The organism is Streptomyces sp. NPDC014995 (assembly GCF_043080745.1).
Taxonomy (GTDB): Bacteria; Actinomycetota; Actinomycetes; order Streptomycetales; family Streptomycetaceae; genus Streptomyces.
Genome location: NZ_JBIBVX010000011.1, coordinates 227,528 through 242,880, shown reverse-complemented (window position 1 = coordinate 242,880; position 15,353 = coordinate 227,528). Strand labels below are relative to the sequence as shown.

The window sequence follows — 15,353 nt, the reverse complement described above, 5'->3', positions numbered from 1 at the left end:
CCTTTTGTTGCTTGTAGGCCACACTTTAGAGTCATGCTCTAAAGTGGCCCAAGGCAAGGCAAGCAAGGAGGTGCCGCGACGTGAGACTCACCCCCACCGAACGTGACCGGCTGCTGCTCTTCGGAGCCGCCGAGCTGGCCCGGGCGAGAAGGGCCCGTGGTCTGAGGCTGAACGTGCCGGAGGCGACCGCGCTGATCGCGGACACCGTCTGTGAGGCCGCCCGCGACGGTGCCCGGCTCGCCGAGGCCGTCGAGCGCGCGCGGTCGGTCCTCGGGCCGGACGACGTCCTGCCCGGTGTGGCGGACGTCGTCACCGAGGTGCACGTCGAGGCCGTCTTCGACGACGGCTCACGGCTCGCGGTGGTCTCCGACCCGATCGGCGGCGGGCTGGGGGAGCGGGCGCCGGGCGCGCTGCTGCCGGGGCCCGTCCACGCCGAGCCCGAGGCGGTCGTGCGGCTGACGGTCACCAACACCGCCACCGTGCCCGTCTCCGTGACCTCCCACTTCCACTTCTTCGAGGCCAATCCGCGTCTGGACTTCGTCCGCGAGCGGGCCTACGGCATGCGGCTCGCCGTCCCCGCCGGGTCGTCGATGCGCTTCGGGCCGGGGGAGACGAGCGAGGTCGGGCTCGTGCCGGTCGGGGGTGACCGGATCGCGATCGGCTTCGCCGGACTGGTCGACGGGGCGCTGGACGCGCCGGGGGCGAAGGAAGAGGCCCTGCGCCGGGCCGCCGCCTGCGGATACCTGGGAGCACAGCGGTGAATCCGTACGAGTACGCCGCCACGCACGGCCCCCGCGCGGGCGACCGCGTCCGCCTCGGCGACTCGGGCCTGGTGATCCGGGTCGAGTCCGACGCACAGCGGTACGGCGACGAGTTCCTCGCCGGCTTCGGCAAGACCGCCCGCGACGGACTGCACCTCAAGGCCGCCGCCGTGCGCGAGACCTGTGACGTCGTGATCAGCAACGTCGTCGTGATCGACGCCGTGCAGGGGATCCGGAAGCTGTCCATCGGGATCCGCGCGGGGCGGATCTGCTCGATCGGGCGGGCCGGGAACCCGGACACCCTCGACGGGGTCGACGTCGTCGTCGGTACGGGCACGTCGATCGTGTCCGGCGAGGGGCTGATCGCCACCGCCGGCGCCGTGGACACGCACGTCCACCTGCTGTCGCCGCGCATCATGGAGGCCTCGCTGGCCTCCGGGGTGACGACGATCATCGGGCAGGAGTTCGGGCCGGTGTGGGGCGTCGGGGTCAACTCGCCGTGGGCGCTGCGGCACGCGTTCGGCGCCTTCGACGCCTGGCCGGTCAACATCGGCTTCCTCGGCCGGGGTTCGTCGTCCCACGAGGCGCCCCTGACCGAGGCGCTCGCCGAGGGCGGCGCGTCCGGCTTCAAGGTGCACGAGGACATGGGCGCCCACACCCGGGCGCTGGACACGGCCCTGCGGGTCGCCGAGGAACACGACGTCCAAGTCGCCCTGCACAGCGACGGGCTGAACGAGTGCCTCTCCGTCGAGGACACCCTGAGCGTGCTGGAGGGCCGCACCGTCCACGCCTTCCACATCGAGGGCTGCGGCGGCGGACACGTGCCCAACGTCCTGAAGATGGCGGGCGTCCCCAACGTCATCGGCTCCTCCACCAACCCCACCCTGCCCTTCGGCCGGGACGCGGTCGCCGAGCACTACGGCATGATCGTCTCCGTCCACGACCTCAAGACCGACCTGCCCGGCGACGCCGCCATGGCCCGCGACCGCATCCGCGCCGGGACCATGGGCGCCGAGGACGTCCTGCACGACCTGGGCGCCATCGGCATCACCTCGTCGGACGCGCAGGGCATGGGACGCGCGGGCGAGACGGTCCGCCGCACGTTCGCCATGGCCGGGAAGATGAAGGCCGAGTGCGGCGCGCCCGAGGACCACGACAACGAGCGCGTCCTGCGGTACATGGCCAAGCTGACCATCAACCCCGCCCTCGCGCACGGACTGTCCCACGAGGTGGGATCGATCGAGGTCGGCAAGCTCGCCGACATCGTGCTGTGGCGGCCGGAGTACTTCGGCGCCAAGCCGCAGCTCGTCCTCAAGGCCGGCTTCCCGGCGTACGGCGTGGTCGGTGACCCCAACGCGGCGACGGACACCTGCGAACCCCTGGTCCTGGGGCCGCAGTTCGGGGCCCACGGCGCCACGCCCGCCGACCTCTCCGTCGCCTTCGTCGCCCGGGCCGCCCTGGACCAGGGCAACGACACGATGCCGACCCGCCGCCGCAGGGTCGCCGTACGCGGCACCCGCGGCATCGGCCCCGCCGACCTGCGCCTCAACACCCGCACCGGATCGGTCGACGTCGACCAGCGCACCGGCCTGGTCACCCTCGACGGCGAGCCGCTGCGCTCCGCACCGGCCGAGTCCGTCTCCCTCAACCGCCTCTACTTCCTCTGAGGATCACCGATGTCCGCAGCCGCCGACGGCTTCCGCATGCCCGCCGAATGGGCCCCGCACGAGCGCACCTGGATGGCGTGGCCGTCCCCCAACCCCACCTTCGACGACCCGGACGGCCTCGCCGCCGCCCGCCGGGCCTGGGCGTCCGTCGCCCGCGCGATACGCCGGTTCGAGCCGGTGACCGTGGTGTGCGGACCCGGGCAGTCGGCCGAGGCCCGCACCCTGCTGGGCGAGGGCGTCGACACCGTCGAACGCGACCTGGACGACGCCTGGATGCGGGACATCGGGCCCACCTTCCTGACGAACGGACGTGAACTCGCCGCCGTGGACTGGACGTTCAACGGCTGGGGCGCCCAGGACTGGGCCCGCTGGGAACACGACGCGAAGATCGCCGCGTACGTCTCGGACCTCGCCGGCGCGCGGACGTACACCTCCCGGCTCGTCAACGAGGGCGGCGCGATCCATGTCGACGGCGAGGGCACGGTCCTGCTGACGGAGACGGTCCAGCTCGGCCCCGAGCGCAACCCGCACTGGTCCCGGGAGGAGGCCGAGGCCGAGATCCACGCCCACCTCGGCACCCGCAAGGCGATCTGGCTGCCGCGCGGCCTGACCGGCGACTATCCCCCGTACGGCTTCGGCACCCTCGGCCACGTCGACATCGTCGCCGCCTTCGCCCGCCCGGGCGTCGTGGTCGCCCACCACCAGCCGGACCCGGCGCACCCCGACCACGAGGTGACCGAGGAGATCATCGGGCTGCTGCGCTCGCAGACGGACGCGCGCGGCCGCCGCCTGGAGGTCGTCGAGGTCCCCGCCCCGACCGTCCTGGAGGCCGACGGCCACTGGGCCGACTACTCCTACATCAACCACTACCTCTGCAACGGCGGCGTCGTGCTGTGCGGCTTCGACGACCCGCGCGACGAGATCGCGGCCGGCGTCTTCCGCCGCCTGTTCCCGCGGCGGACGGTGACGCTCGTCGACGCCCGCACGATCTTCGCGGGCGGCGGCGGCATCCACTGCATCACCCAGCAGCAGCCCAGGGTGACGGTCGGGTAGAACGTACGGGTGAACGCACTGCTGCTCCGCACGGCCCGCGGCCCCCGCCCCACCGAACCGCCGCGCCCGCTGCCCGGGACGCCGCCGCGCCCGGGGTGCGACGGGCCGGCGCACCCCGACGGCTCCCGGCACGCCCCGCCGACCGCGCCGCGCCGCGCGTACGCCGTGGCCCCGCGGCCGTGCGGGGCGCCGTACGCGACCCGCGTCCTGCCCGACGGCCCACGGCCGGCCGCCGTATGAGCACGACCCGTCGCACCCCGGCCCCGCCGCGCGAGCAGGTCCTCGCCGCCGCCATGGAGATGATCGCCGAGCGGGGTCTGGAGAAGCTCACCATGGCGGCGCTCGGCCGCGAGGTCGGCATGAGCAGCGGCCATCTCCTCTACTACTTCGGCTCCAAGGACGAGCTGCTCCTGCGGACCCTGGAATGGAGCGAGGGCCGGCTCGGCGCGGAGCGCGGCCGGCTGCTCACCCGCTCCGCCTCCGCCCGCGAACGCCTCGAGGCGTACGTCGACCTGTACGTCCCGGACGGGCACCGCGACCCGCACTGGACGCTCTGGCTGGAGGTCTGGAACCGCTCGCAGAACGCCGACGAGGACGCCCGCGACCGCCAGGCCGCCATCGAGGGCGCCTGGCACCGCGACCTGGTGGCGCTGATCGCCGAGGGGGTCTCGCGGGGTGAGTTCCGCCGTGTCGACCCCGACCGCTTCGCCGCCCGCCTGCGCGCCCTCCTCGACGGCTTCTCCATCCACGTGGCGATCGGCCTGCGCGGCACGGACCGGGAGCAGGTGCTCGGCCACGTACGGGAGTTCCTGCGCGGGACCCTCCTCACGGACGCCTGAGCCCGAGAGCAGCCTTCCCGCATCCTGAGACACCCGGTGAGCACGGGGGCGGCTTGTGCCAGACTGCCCCCGTGCTCTCGTTCGCCACGATTATTGGCAGCAGGCGCGCCGGTCCGCAGTGACCGCCACGTACGACCAGGTACGGGCGGCCATCGTCGTCCTCGACCCGCGCGCAGACCTCTCGCACCCGCGAGAGGTTTTTCGTTTTCCTGGCCCACCATCAGTCGGGAACGAGAGCGAGCGGGACCATGGGGGGACGGTGGAGCCGGTCATTCCGGTAAGACCGAAGATCCACAACAGGAGCCTTGAGACCATGACCGAGACGGCAACCAGCGAGCTCGACGACTCGTTCCACGTCTTCGACACGACCCTGCGCGACGGCGCGCAGCGCGAGGGCATCAACCTCACCGTCGCCGACAAGCTCGCGATCGCACGGCACCTGGACGACTTCGGCGTCGGCTTCATCGAGGGCGGCTGGCCCGGCGCCAACCCGCGCGACACCGAGTTCTTCGCCCGTGCCCGGGAGGAGATCGACTTCCGGCACGCCCAGCTGGTCGCCTTCGGCGCCACCCGCCGCGCCGGGGCCAAGGCCTCCGAGGACCCGCAGGTCAAGGCGTTGCTGGACGCGGGCGCCGAGGTCATCACCCTGGTCGCGAAGTCCCACGACCGGCACGTCGAACTGGCCCTGCGGACCACGCTCGACGAGAACCTGGAGATGGTCCGCGACACGGTCTCCTACCTGACGGAGCAGGGCCGCCGCGTCTTCGTCGACTGCGAGCACTTCTTCGACGGCTACCGCGCCAACCCCGAGTACGCGAAGGCGGTCGTCCGTACCGCCTCGGAGGCCGGCGCCGACGTGGTCATCCTCTGCGACACCAACGGCGGCATGCTCCCGGCGCAGGTCCAGGCGGTCGTCTCGACCGTCCTCGCCGACACCGGCGCCCGCCTCGGCATCCACGCCCAGGACGACACCGGCTGCGCGGTGGCCAACACCCTCGCCGCCGTCGACGCGGGCGCGACCCACGTGCAGTGCACGGCGAACGGCTACGGCGAGCGGGTCGGCAACGCGAACCTCTTCCCGGTCGTCGCCGCCCTGGAGCTGAAGTACGGCAAGAAGGTCCTCCCCGAGGGCAGGCTCCGCGAGATGACGCGCATCTCGCACGCCGTCGCGGAGGTCGTGAACCTGACCCCGTCGACGCACCAGCCGTACGTAGGGGTGTCGGCCTTCGCCCACAAGGCCGGCCTGCACGCGTCCGCGATCAAGGTCGACCCCGACCTGTACCAGCACATCGACCCCGAGCTGGTCGGCAACACCATGCGGATGCTGGTCTCCGACATGGCGGGCCGCGCCTCCGTCGAGCTCAAGGGCAAGGAACTGGGCATCGACCTGGGCGGCGACCGCGAACTGGTCGGCCGGGTGGTGGAGCGCGTCAAGGAACGCGAACTCAAGGGCTACACGTACGAGGCGGCGGACGCGAGCTTCGAACTCCTGCTCCGCACCGAGGTCGAGGGCAAGCCCCTGCGCTACTTCGAGGTCGAGTCCTGGCGCGCGATCGTCGAGGACCGCCCCGACGGCACCCACGCCAACGAGGCCACCGTCAAACTGTGGGCCAAGGGCGAGCGCATCGTCGCCACGGCCGAGGGCAACGGCCCGGTCAACGCCCTCGACCGGGCCCTGCGCGTCGGACTGGAGAAGATCTACCCCCAGCTCGCCAAGCTCGACCTCGTCGACTACAAGGTCCGCATCCTGGAGGGCGTCCACGGCACCCAGTCCACCACCCGCGTCCTCATCTCCACCACCGACGGCACGGGAGAGTGGTCGACGGTGGGCGTCGCGGAGAACGTGATCGCGGCGTCGTGGCAGGCGCTGGAGGATGCCTACACGTACGGCTTGCTGCGGGCGGGAGTGGACCCCGCGGAGTAGCCGCCCGGACGGGCCCGCCCCGGCGCGCGAGACCGGGCAACGCGGTCCACGCGCCGGGTGCCGGCGGTACGACCCGCGGTGGCCGTACCGCCGGGGCCTGACCCGGCAGCCCCGGTTTTCCGCAGGGCACCCCCTGCACACAACAGGGGGTGCCCTATTTTGTGCGTATTCGGGTAGCTTCGAAGTATGAAGGTCGCATCATCGACCCGTGCCTTCGCCGGACTGCTGATCGCGCTGGCACTCGCCACCCTGACCCTGCTCTCGGCCGGCGCCCCCCGCGCCGCCGCGGACAGCAGCGTCTCGACGATCGCCGCGGCTCTGCGCGAGAGTCCCGTTTACGTCGAGCCAGAGGCCTCGAACCTCCTCTCGCGGGGCGACGCCGTCGCGCTGCAGAAGAAGATCGAGGGCGCCGACAAGCCCGTGTTCGTCGTGGTCCTCCCGGCCGGCTACCCCACGGAGAACCTCTTCACCGACCTGCGCACCGCCACCGGCGTGACCGGCCTGTACGCCATCCGCCTCGGCGAGCGCTTCGACGCCCGCGCCGACCCCGCGGTCCTGCCGAACGCGGCCGTCCGCAACCTCGTCGGCAGCGTCCAGGGCCAGACCGACGCGGCCACCCAGCTCGACGACTTCACCGACCGCGCCCTGGCCAACATGGGCGGCTCGGCCCCCGCGAGCTGGAGCGGCTCCGACGGCGGCGGAATCTCGTCCACCGCCCTGATCACCGCGGGCGCGGTCCTGGTGGCCGGCGGCGCCGGCGCCTACACCCTCGTACGCCACAACCGCCGGCGGCACGAGGAGGAACAGCGGGCCGCCCTCGAACGGCTCCGGGTCGTCGTCGACGAGGACATCACCGCCTTCGGCGAGGAACTCGACCGCCTGGACTTCCACCCGGCCGAACCGGGCGCCGACGACGCCATGCGCGCCGACTACGAGCACGCCCTCGACGCCTACGAGAAGGCCAAGTCGTTCATGGCGGCCGCGACGAAACCGGAGGACGTCCGCGCCGTCACCGAGGCCCTGGAGGACGGCCGCTTCTCCCTGGCCCGGCTCACCGCGCGCAGGGCGGGCAGCCCGCTGCCCGAGCGTCGCCCGCCCTGCTTCTTCGACCCGCGCCACGGTCCCTCCGTCGCCGACGCCGCCTGGACCCCGCCCGGCGGGGCGCCCCGCGAGGTCCCGGTCTGCGCGGCCGACCGGACCCGCCTGGCCGACGGCCGCGACCCGGTGATCCGCGAGGTCGACACCGACTACGGCCGCCGCCCGTACTGGGAGGCGGGCCCGGCCTACGGCCCCTGGGCGGGCGGTTACTTCGGCGGTGGCATCCTGCCGGGCCTCCTGATCGGCACGATGCTCGGCAGCATGATGGCCACCCCGACCTACGCCGCCGACTACGGCTCCGGTTATGGCGACTTCGGCGGCGGCTACGAGGGCGGCGACGTGTCCGGCGCGGACTTCGACACCGGGAGCTTCGGCGACTTCGGCGACTTCGGCGGCGGCGGGGGAGGGGACTTCGGCGGCGGGGACTTCGGCGGAGGCTTCTGACCCCCCTTTCCCACCGTCATGGGCACGGGCCCGGCGCGGAGCGCGCCGGGCCCGTGGACGTCGTACGACGAGAGGGGGTGTGCGTCAGAGGGAGGCCGCTGCCGAGGCGATGGCCGAGGCGAAGGTGGAGACCTCGGTGTAGACGCCGGGCGCGTTGGGCCGGGCGCAGCCGATGCCCCAGCTGACGATGCCGACCTGGATCCAGGCGTTGGACGCGTCACGGCGGAACATCGGGCCGCCGGAGTCGCCCTGGCAGGTGTCGACGCCGCCGGCCGCGTAGCCGGCGCAGATCTCCTCGCTCGCGATCAGACCGCTGTAGCCGCTGTACGAACGGCAGGTCGCGTCACTCACGAAGGGCACGCTGGCCTTGAGCATGTAGCGCTGCTGGGCACCGCCCTCGGTGGCCGCGCCCCAGCCGGCGACGGTGAAGGTGCCGGTGTTGTACTGCGTCGTGGTGGCGATCTTCAGCGTCGCCAGGTTGATGGGCGACGCGAGCTTGATGAGCGCCCAGTCCTTGCCGTTGCCGTTGTAGCCCGGGGCCCGGTACACGTACGTGGAGCGGACCTGGACGCGGCCTGAGGTGGACTGGAGGTCCACGACACCGGCGGTGGCGGTGATGCTGGTGTTGGGGCCGGTGGCGCCCACACAGTGGGCCGCCGTGAGCACGATCTGCTGGGTGTAGAGCGCGCCGCCACAGCCCATGGAGAGCCGGACCATGAACGGGAACTCGCCCTGCGCGGCGCGGGTTCCGCCGACGACGGGCGAGGGGGCGGCCTGCGCGGACGAGACGGGCTGAAGGCTGGCGACCGCGAGGGCGGCGGCGCCGACGACCGCGAGTCTCTTGAGCGCCGTGAGGAGTCTCTTCAACGTGATGCCTTCCGTGGGGGGTTGACCTGGGGTGTGGAACCGGGTGGAACCGAGACACGGAATTGACGCGCGCATGACAACAGCGGCAACAAAGAAGAGCCCATTGCTGGCATGGGCAGGTCAAATCTGTCGCTGGATTATGAGAACGTCGCAAGCTTTCACACAAGGGGTGCGATTCAGCCACGTCCGGACCCGGGCGCCCGCTCCCCGACGGCCGGCGCCGTGGCGGCGAGCTCGTCGAGCGGCCCTCCGCTCAGCCGGCACACCGTCCACTCGTCCAGGAACTCCACCCCGAGGGACGTGTAGAACTCGATCGTGGGCCGGTTCCACGCCAGCACCCACCACTCGAACCGCTCGTACCCGCTGCGCGTACAGATCGCGGCGAGCGCGGCGAGCAGAGCCCTGCCGTGCCCCGCGCCCCGGGCGTGCGGCCGGACGTACAGATCCTCGAGATGCATGCCCCGCGTGCCGGTCCAGGTCGAGAACCGCGGGAACCACAGCGCGAAGCCGGCCGTCTCACCGCTCCCGTCGTCCTCCGCGATCAGCACGTACGCCGCCGGCCGCTCCCCGAACAGCGCCTCCCGGAGCTGCTCCTCCGTGGCCCGCGCCTGCTCGACGGCCCGTTCGTAGTCGGCGAGTTCGCGGATCATCGCCCGGATCTCGGGGATGTCGTGCACGGTGGCGGCTCGGATCATGCGGGGATCATGCGGCACCGCGCCGAGCCCTGTCCACGGCGTTCCGGCGGGAAGCCGACGGCTCCCCCAGGGGTCGTCCGTCCCCGGGAACCTCCCGGACGCCGCCGACGGCCGGCTCGGGGCCAGGCCGTGTCCGTGGGATCGTCCCGGGACCGTGCCGCAGCCCGGCATCGGGCTGATCCGGAAGGACACGGCCAGGCCGGCGCCGCGGAACCGGAGGCGGCCGCCCCCCGGCCCCCGGGCCGATGCCGCCCCTGCGTCAGCCCCTCGCCAGTTCCATCAGCCGCTCGAAGTCGATCGCCCCCGGATCCCCGTGCGTGTTCTCGGGTACGTGCATGTGCCCGCACACGCCCCGGAAGTCGTTCCACCGGGCCCCGCTCATCCGTTGCCCGCCCCCGTTCCCGGCGGACCTGGGGTAGGCGGGCCACAGGGCCGGGCCGCGCAGGGGGACGCCGTGGTGGGTGTGGATCCAGGCCAGGAAGCGGGCGACGCCGAGCAGGGCCCAGTCGGGGGCCTTGGGCCAGTAGATGTGGGCATGGCCGCTCGTCTTCCACTTGGTGTGGAGCTCGGGGTCGCAGGTGCCGACGAGTTCGACCTGACAGACGTTCAGGGTGTTGGTCTCGACGCCGCCGGGCTTGTTGACCAGGGCACGCGAGGAGATGTCGATGTCGAAGTGCTGGTACCACTTCAGCTTCTTGGCGGCGAGGTCCGGCACCGCCGTCAGGTTCGGCGCGGAGGCGCCGCCCCCGTATCCGGGCAGCGATCGGCCCTCGGTGGTGTGCAGGACGACGGCGTTGACCTCCATGCGGGCTCCGCCGAAGTCGTCCTGGTACCAGTGGTCGCGGTTCGCGCCCGGGTAGTGCTGTGGTCCTGTCCTGGGGCTCATGGCGCCTCCTGGCTCGCGGTCTCCCCGGCCGTGCCGGCGGGGGTGCCCTGGTCAACGAGCGGCGCCGACGACCGTGGCGCGGCCCGGGGTGCGTACAGGAAGCGTTCGGGGCGCGCGGCCCGGACACGCCGAGCGCCCGCCCTCCCAAGGGGAGTGGAGGGCGGGCGCGCTCGGGGAGGGGCGGTCGGCGGGACGTCACGCGTTCTTGATCGCCGAGATGTCGAAGTTCAGCTTGATCTTGTCGGAGACCAGGACGCCGCCCGTCTCCAGCGCCGCGTTCCAGGTCAGGCCCCACTCGGAGCGCAGGATCTCGGCCTTGCCCTCGAAGCCGACGCGCTCGTTGCCGAACGGGTCCTTCGCCCAGCCGTTGAACTGCAGGTCGATGGTGAGCGGCTTGGTCACGCCGAGGACGGTCAGGTCGCCGGTGATGCGGTAGTCGTCGCCGCCGAGGGTCTGCGCACCGGTCGAGCGGAACGTCATCGTCGGGAACTCCTCGGTCCGGAAGAAGTCGGCGCTCTTCAGGTGGCCGTCACGGTCGGCGGACCCGGTGTCGATGCTGTCCATCTTGACGTCGATGGTGGCGGTGGACCGCGACGGGTCGGTGCCGTCCAGGTGCAGCGCGCCGGTGAAGTCGTTGAACTTGCCCTTGACGTTGGTGACCATCGCGTGCCGGGCGACGAAGCCGATCGTCGAGTGCGCCGGGTCGATCGAGTAGTCGCCGGTCAGCGCGGCGAGCTCCGGGTTCACGACGGCGACGGCGGGGGTGGTGGCGGACTCGGTGGACTCGGTGGTCTTGCGGCCGAAGATGCCCATGACGTGCTCCTTGGGGACGGGATCGAGGAGGTGATCCAGGATGTTGAACGTTCAACGACGTCAACGAGAACGACCGTAGACCTATTCCGTTCAAGTTTCAACATCTGTGGACTGCGGACGCCGGAGCTGTGTGCGACCGCCCCGCTCCGGCGCTCGCCGGCTGGGGCTAGGCTCGTCGTGTCACCCGTCCGGAGGGCGCGCCACGCCGGTGAATGTGAAGTGGATCTCACGCGTCACCTTTGTGCGACCTCTACAACCGCCAGGCCCTCTGAGCAGTCGGAACGCCTGCACGCCCCCTTGGTTCTGTTCAGTGGTACCAGGAAAACGCGTCGGAGACTGTACGGAGTCGACGTCTCGCTTTCCTTGGCGGGCTTCGTAAGGTCACTACATGACCGTTTTGGAAGAGACGACGGGTGAGCCGACCGCGGAGCCTGCCGAGCCGACGGACGCGCGCGGGCGCGTCGCCGAGTTGCACGAGATCCGTGCGCGGGCGCTGGCCGGGCCGAGCGAGAAGGCGACCCAGGCGCAGCACGCCAAGGGCAAGCTGACCGCCCGCGAGCGCATCGAGCTGCTCCTGGACCCGGGGTCCTTCCAGGAGGTCGAGCAGCTGCGCCGGCACCGGGCGACCGGCTTCGGCCTGGAGGCGAAGAAGCCGCACACCGACGGTGTCATCACCGGCTGGGGCACGGTGGAGGGCCGTACGGTCTTCGTCTACGCCCATGACTTCCGCATCTTCGGCGGCGCGCTGGGCGAGGCCCACGCCACGAAGATCCACAAGATCATGGACATGGCCATCTCGGCCGGTGCCCCGCTGGTCTCGCTCAACGACGGCGCGGGCGCCCGTATCCAGGAGGGCGTCTCCGCCCTGGCCGGCTACGGCGGCATCTTCCAGCGCAACACGAAGGCCTCCGGTGTCATCCCGCAGATCTCGGTGATGCTCGGCCCGTGCGCGGGCGGCGCGGCCTACAGCCCCGCCCTGACCGACTTCGTCTTCATGGTCCGCGAGACCTCGCAGATGTTCATCACCGGCCCCGACGTGGTCAAGGCCGTCACCGGTGAGGAGATCACCCAGAACGGCCTCGGCGGCGCGGACGTGCACGCCGAGACGAGCGGCGTGGCCCACTTCGCCTACGACGACGAGGAGACCTGCATCGCGGAGGTCCGCTACCTCCTCTCCCTCCTCCCGCAGAACAACCGCGAGAACCCCCCGCGCGTCGAGTGCTCCGACCCGGCCGACCGCCGCGGCGACGTCCTGCTCGACCTGGTTCCGGCGGACGGCAACCGTCCGTACGACATGACCAAGGTGATCGAGGAGATCGTCGACGACGGCGAGTACCTGGAGGTCCACGAGCGCTGGGCGCGCAACATCATCTGCGCGCTGGCCCGCCTCGACGGCCAGGTGGTCGGCATCATCGCCAACCAGCCGCAGACGCTCGCCGGTGTCCTGGACATCGAGGCCAGTGAGAAGGCCGCGCGCTTCGTGCAGATGTGCGACGCCTTCAACATCCCGATCATCACTCTTCTGGACGTCCCCGGCTTCCTTCCCGGCGTCGACCAGGAGCACGGTGGGATCATCCGCCACGGCGCGAAGCTCCTCTACGCCTACTGCAACGCGACCGTGCCCCGGATCTCCCTGATCCTGCGCAAGGCGTACGGAGGTGCCTACATCGTCATGGACAGCCAGTCCATCGGTGCTGACCTCACCTACGCCTGGCCGACGAACGAGATCGCCGTCATGGGCGCCGAAGGTGCCGCCAACGTCATCTTCCGCCGCCAGATCGCCGAGGCCGAGGACCCCGAGGCCATGCGGGCCCGCATGGTCAAGGAGTACAAGTCCGAACTGATGCATCCGTACTACGCGGCCGAGCGCGGCCTGGTCGACGACGTCATCGACCCCGCCGAGACCCGCGAGGTCCTCGTCAAGTCCCTGGCGATGCTGCACAGCAAGCACGCCGACCTGCCCTCGCGCAAGCACGGCAACCCCCCGCAGTAACCCAGCGGACTTTCCGCGACACCCTCGCGGAAACCTCTCTCACGGAGACTGACATCCATGGACACCCCTGACATCCGCGTCGAGAAGGGCCACGCCGAGCCCGAGGAAGTCGCCGCCATCACGGCGATCCTCCTGGCCCGCGCCGCCGCCCGTTCCTCCGAGTCCACCCCGGCCCACCGCGGCCGCGCCAGGGCCGGCTGGCGCCGCCTGGAGCGCGAGCCCGGCTTCCGGGCACCCCACAGCTGGCGCTGAGCGCCCGCGCCGTACGCCGAAGGCCCCGACGCCCCGCAAGGGCGGCCGGGGCCTTCCGGTTGGGGTCGGGAGCGGCAAGGGCTCACACGGCGCGCGTACCGGCGCGGCCGGCGAACCGGCCGGCATCCCGACCGGCCTGAGTCCGAAGCCTTCGGCGAGCGCGCTGGAGAGGCACCGCACCGCCCTCGCCCGCCCCGGCGAGCGTCAGGCCGCCGCCCCCTCCGCCCGCGGCGGACGACGACCGTCCCCGTGGCGCCGCGGACGCGCCGCCGCTGCGACCGCCCTGCGGACCTCCTGGACCCACGACGCACGGGAAGACGGCGTCCGTCCATGACAAGGGGGCGCCCTCTCCGGCCGGAGAGGGCGCCCCCTTGTCGTGCCGTCGCGCGGCTGCCCTACCGCAGGCGGGCCATCAGCGCGTGCTCCACCAGCGTGATCAGCGCACTCTTGGCGTCCGCGCGGTGGCGGGCGTCGGTCGTGATGATCGGGGTGTCGGGGCCGATCTGGAGGGCCTCGCGGACCTCGTCCGGCGAGTACGGCTGGTTGCCGTCGAAGCCGTTCAGGGCGATCACGAAGGGGAGACCGGAGTTCTCGAAGTAGTCGACCGCCGGGAAGCAGTCGGCGAGCCGGCGCGTGTCCACCAGGACGATGGCGCCGATCGCGCCGCGCACCAGGTCGTCCCACATGAACCAGAAGCGGTCCTGGCCGGGCGTACCGAAGAGGTACAGGATCAGGTCCTGGTCCAGCGTGATGCGGCCGAAGTCCATGGCGACCGTGGTGGTCGTCTTGTCTCCGGTGTGGGTGAGGTCGTCGATGCCCGCCGAAGCGGAAGTCATCACGGCCTCTGTGCGCAGCGGGTTGATCTCCGAAACGGCCCCGACGAACGTGGTCTTGCCCACGCCGAAGCCACCCGCCACCACGATCTTCGCCGAGGTGGTGGAGCGGGAAGGACCGCCGCTAGAGCTTGCGAAGTCCACTGAGCACCCTTTCGAGCAGTGTCACGTCTGGCTGGCCGCCGGCGTTCTCGTCGCCGCCGGGCTGATGGATGGCGACCAGTCCCGCCTCCGCCAAGTCGGCGACGAGGATCCTGGCCACGCCGAGAGGGATTGTCAGGAGGGCCGAGATCTCGGCTACCGACTTGATCTCACGGCAGAGGTTGCAGATCCGCTGATGCTCGGGCAGCTGCCCCTGCATCTGGTGCGGAGCCGCGGTGGTGTGCACCAGTGCCTCGATGGCGAGCTGGTACCGCGGGCGGGTCCGGCCGCCGGTCATGGCGTACGGACGCACCAAGGGGTTGTGGGACGCCCCGGCGGGCGCCGGCTCGGGGGTGCGTCGCTGCGGCTGCACGGGCTGGATACGCGGCCCCTGCGGCTGGTCGTACGGCGACGGGCCCGGACCTTGCGGGCTCTGCGGCGCGTACGGCTGGCGCTGGCTCGGGGCGGAGGGGAAGTTGTAACGGTTCGGGTTCTGGGAACCGTCGCCCTGGCCCTGGGCAGGGCCGTACGACCAGTGACCCGAAGGGGAACCGCCTGGGGGTGTTGCCACTTTCTCTCCTCCTCCGACTGTGCCTGGCACCCACCACGTGGGAAGCCGCGTCCCGAAACCCTACGGCCTCGGGACGCCAATACGCACCGTCCCGCTGTTAGTTGAGAAGGCTCCCTTGGAGCTCCGCACGCAGGTCGGGCGTCAGGACCGTACCGGCTCGGTCCACCAGAAGGGCCATCTCGTACCCAATGAGGCCGATGTCCGCCTCGGGGTGCGCGAGAACGGCGAGCGAGGAACCGTCGGAAATGGACATGATGAAGAGGAATCCCCGCTCCATCTCCACAACCGTCTGGTTCACGCTGCCTCCCTCGAAGATCCGGGAGGCGCCTGCCGTCAGTGACGTCAGACCGGAGGCGACGGCCGCGAGCTGGTCGGCGCGGTCGCGGGGGAAGCCTTCGGACATCGCCAGAAGGAGTCCGTCGGCGGAGACCACCACCGTGTGGGACACCCCCGGGGTGTTGTCCACGAAGTTGGTGATCAACCAGTTCAGGTTCTGTGCCGCCTGGCTCATCGGGC

Annotated in this window: 16 protein-coding genes; 9 read left to right on the top strand and 7 right to left on the bottom strand. The window is 71.5% G+C overall.

Annotation, left to right across the window (positions count from 1 at the left end; translation table 11 throughout):
• Window positions 1–80 precede the first annotated feature (80 nt).
• From ureA to ACF1A1_RS23035, 7 genes are all read left to right on the top strand, one after another.
• On the top strand, window positions 81–761 hold the full coding sequence (gene ureA, locus ACF1A1_RS23065) for an urease subunit gamma (protein ID WP_392002287.1): 681 nt from the start codon (window positions 81–83) through the stop codon (window positions 759–761).
• Window positions 758–2,428, top strand: coding sequence for an urease subunit alpha (locus ACF1A1_RS23060; protein ID WP_392002285.1), 1,671 nt, complete (start codon window positions 758–760; stop codon window positions 2,426–2,428). Before ureA ends, ACF1A1_RS23060 begins: the two co-directional genes overlap by 4 nt.
• 9 nt (window positions 2,429–2,437) lie before the next feature.
• Window positions 2,438–3,481 carry an agmatine/peptidylarginine deiminase gene (locus ACF1A1_RS23055; RefSeq protein WP_392002283.1) on the top strand — a complete coding sequence of 348 codons (1,044 nt, stop codon included), beginning with the start codon at window positions 2,438–2,440 and terminating at the stop codon, window positions 3,479–3,481.
• A 9-nt stretch (window positions 3,482–3,490) separates the two neighbouring features.
• A complete protein-coding gene (locus ACF1A1_RS23050; RefSeq protein WP_392002282.1) occupies window positions 3,491–3,721 on the top strand; it encodes a hypothetical protein in 231 nt (76 codons plus the stop codon).
• The gene (locus ACF1A1_RS23045) at window positions 3,718–4,320 is read left to right on the top strand and encodes a TetR/AcrR family transcriptional regulator (RefSeq protein WP_392002280.1); all 603 of its coding nucleotides are present in this window, start codon (window positions 3,718–3,720) and stop codon (window positions 4,318–4,320) included. Before ACF1A1_RS23050 ends, ACF1A1_RS23045 begins: the two co-directional genes overlap by 4 nt.
• A 313-nt stretch (window positions 4,321–4,633) precedes the next feature.
• Window positions 4,634–6,244 (top strand): citramalate synthase, encoded by a 1,611-nt coding sequence (gene cimA, locus ACF1A1_RS23040; protein ID WP_392002278.1) that lies wholly within the window; start codon window positions 4,634–4,636, stop codon window positions 6,242–6,244.
• A 186-nt stretch (window positions 6,245–6,430) separates the two neighbouring features.
• The gene (locus ACF1A1_RS23035; protein WP_392002277.1) at window positions 6,431–7,786 is read left to right on the top strand and encodes a hypothetical protein; all 1,356 of its coding nucleotides are present in this window, start codon (window positions 6,431–6,433) and stop codon (window positions 7,784–7,786) included.
• 84 nt (window positions 7,787–7,870) lie between these two features.
• Here ACF1A1_RS23035 and ACF1A1_RS23030 read toward each other — a convergent pair whose 3' ends face one another.
• From ACF1A1_RS23030 to ACF1A1_RS23015, 4 genes are all read right to left on the bottom strand, one after another.
• On the bottom strand, window positions 7,871–8,653 hold the full coding sequence (locus ACF1A1_RS23030; RefSeq protein WP_392002275.1) for a serine protease: 783 nt from the start codon (window positions 8,651–8,653) through the stop codon (window positions 7,871–7,873).
• Between the two features lie 176 nt (window positions 8,654–8,829).
• On the bottom strand, window positions 8,830–9,348 hold the full coding sequence (locus ACF1A1_RS23025; RefSeq protein ID WP_392002274.1) for a GNAT family N-acetyltransferase: 519 nt from the start codon (window positions 9,346–9,348) through the stop codon (window positions 8,830–8,832).
• A 259-nt stretch (window positions 9,349–9,607) separates the two neighbouring features.
• The gene (locus ACF1A1_RS23020) at window positions 9,608–10,234 is read right to left on the bottom strand and encodes a hypothetical protein (protein ID WP_392002272.1); all 627 of its coding nucleotides are present in this window, start codon (window positions 10,232–10,234) and stop codon (window positions 9,608–9,610) included.
• Window positions 10,235–10,429: 195 nt separating this feature from the next.
• Window positions 10,430–11,047, bottom strand: a complete 618-nt coding sequence (locus ACF1A1_RS23015; RefSeq protein WP_392002271.1) for a YceI family protein — start codon at window positions 11,045–11,047, stop codon at window positions 10,430–10,432.
• Between the two features lie 388 nt (window positions 11,048–11,435).
• Between ACF1A1_RS23015 and ACF1A1_RS23010 the strand changes: the two genes are divergently transcribed.
• Window positions 11,436–13,040, top strand: coding sequence for an acyl-CoA carboxylase subunit beta (locus tag ACF1A1_RS23010; protein ID WP_392002269.1), 1,605 nt, complete (start codon window positions 11,436–11,438; stop codon window positions 13,038–13,040).
• Between the two features lie 57 nt (window positions 13,041–13,097).
• Window positions 13,098–13,292, top strand: coding sequence for an acyl-CoA carboxylase subunit epsilon (locus ACF1A1_RS23005; protein WP_392002267.1), 195 nt, complete (start codon window positions 13,098–13,100; stop codon window positions 13,290–13,292).
• Window positions 13,293–13,687: 395 nt separating this feature from the next.
• On the opposite strand, the gene ACF1A1_RS23000 is transcribed toward ACF1A1_RS23005, so the two are convergent.
• The 3 genes from ACF1A1_RS23000 to ACF1A1_RS22990 form a co-directional block, all read right to left on the bottom strand.
• Window positions 13,688–14,269 (bottom strand): ATP/GTP-binding protein, encoded by a 582-nt coding sequence (locus ACF1A1_RS23000; protein WP_029183992.1) that lies wholly within the window; start codon window positions 14,267–14,269, stop codon window positions 13,688–13,690.
• Window positions 14,250–14,837: a DUF742 domain-containing protein gene (locus tag ACF1A1_RS22995; protein ID WP_392002265.1), complete on the bottom strand. Its 588-nt coding sequence runs from the start codon at window positions 14,835–14,837 to the stop codon at window positions 14,250–14,252. The genes ACF1A1_RS23000 and ACF1A1_RS22995 overlap by 20 nt, the downstream gene beginning before the upstream one ends.
• A gap of 97 nt (window positions 14,838–14,934) precedes the next feature.
• Complete coding sequence (locus ACF1A1_RS22990; protein WP_004983065.1) at window positions 14,935–15,348, bottom strand: roadblock/LC7 domain-containing protein; 414 nt, start codon at window positions 15,346–15,348, stop codon at window positions 14,935–14,937.
• Between the last annotated feature and the right edge of the window lie 5 nt (window positions 15,349–15,353).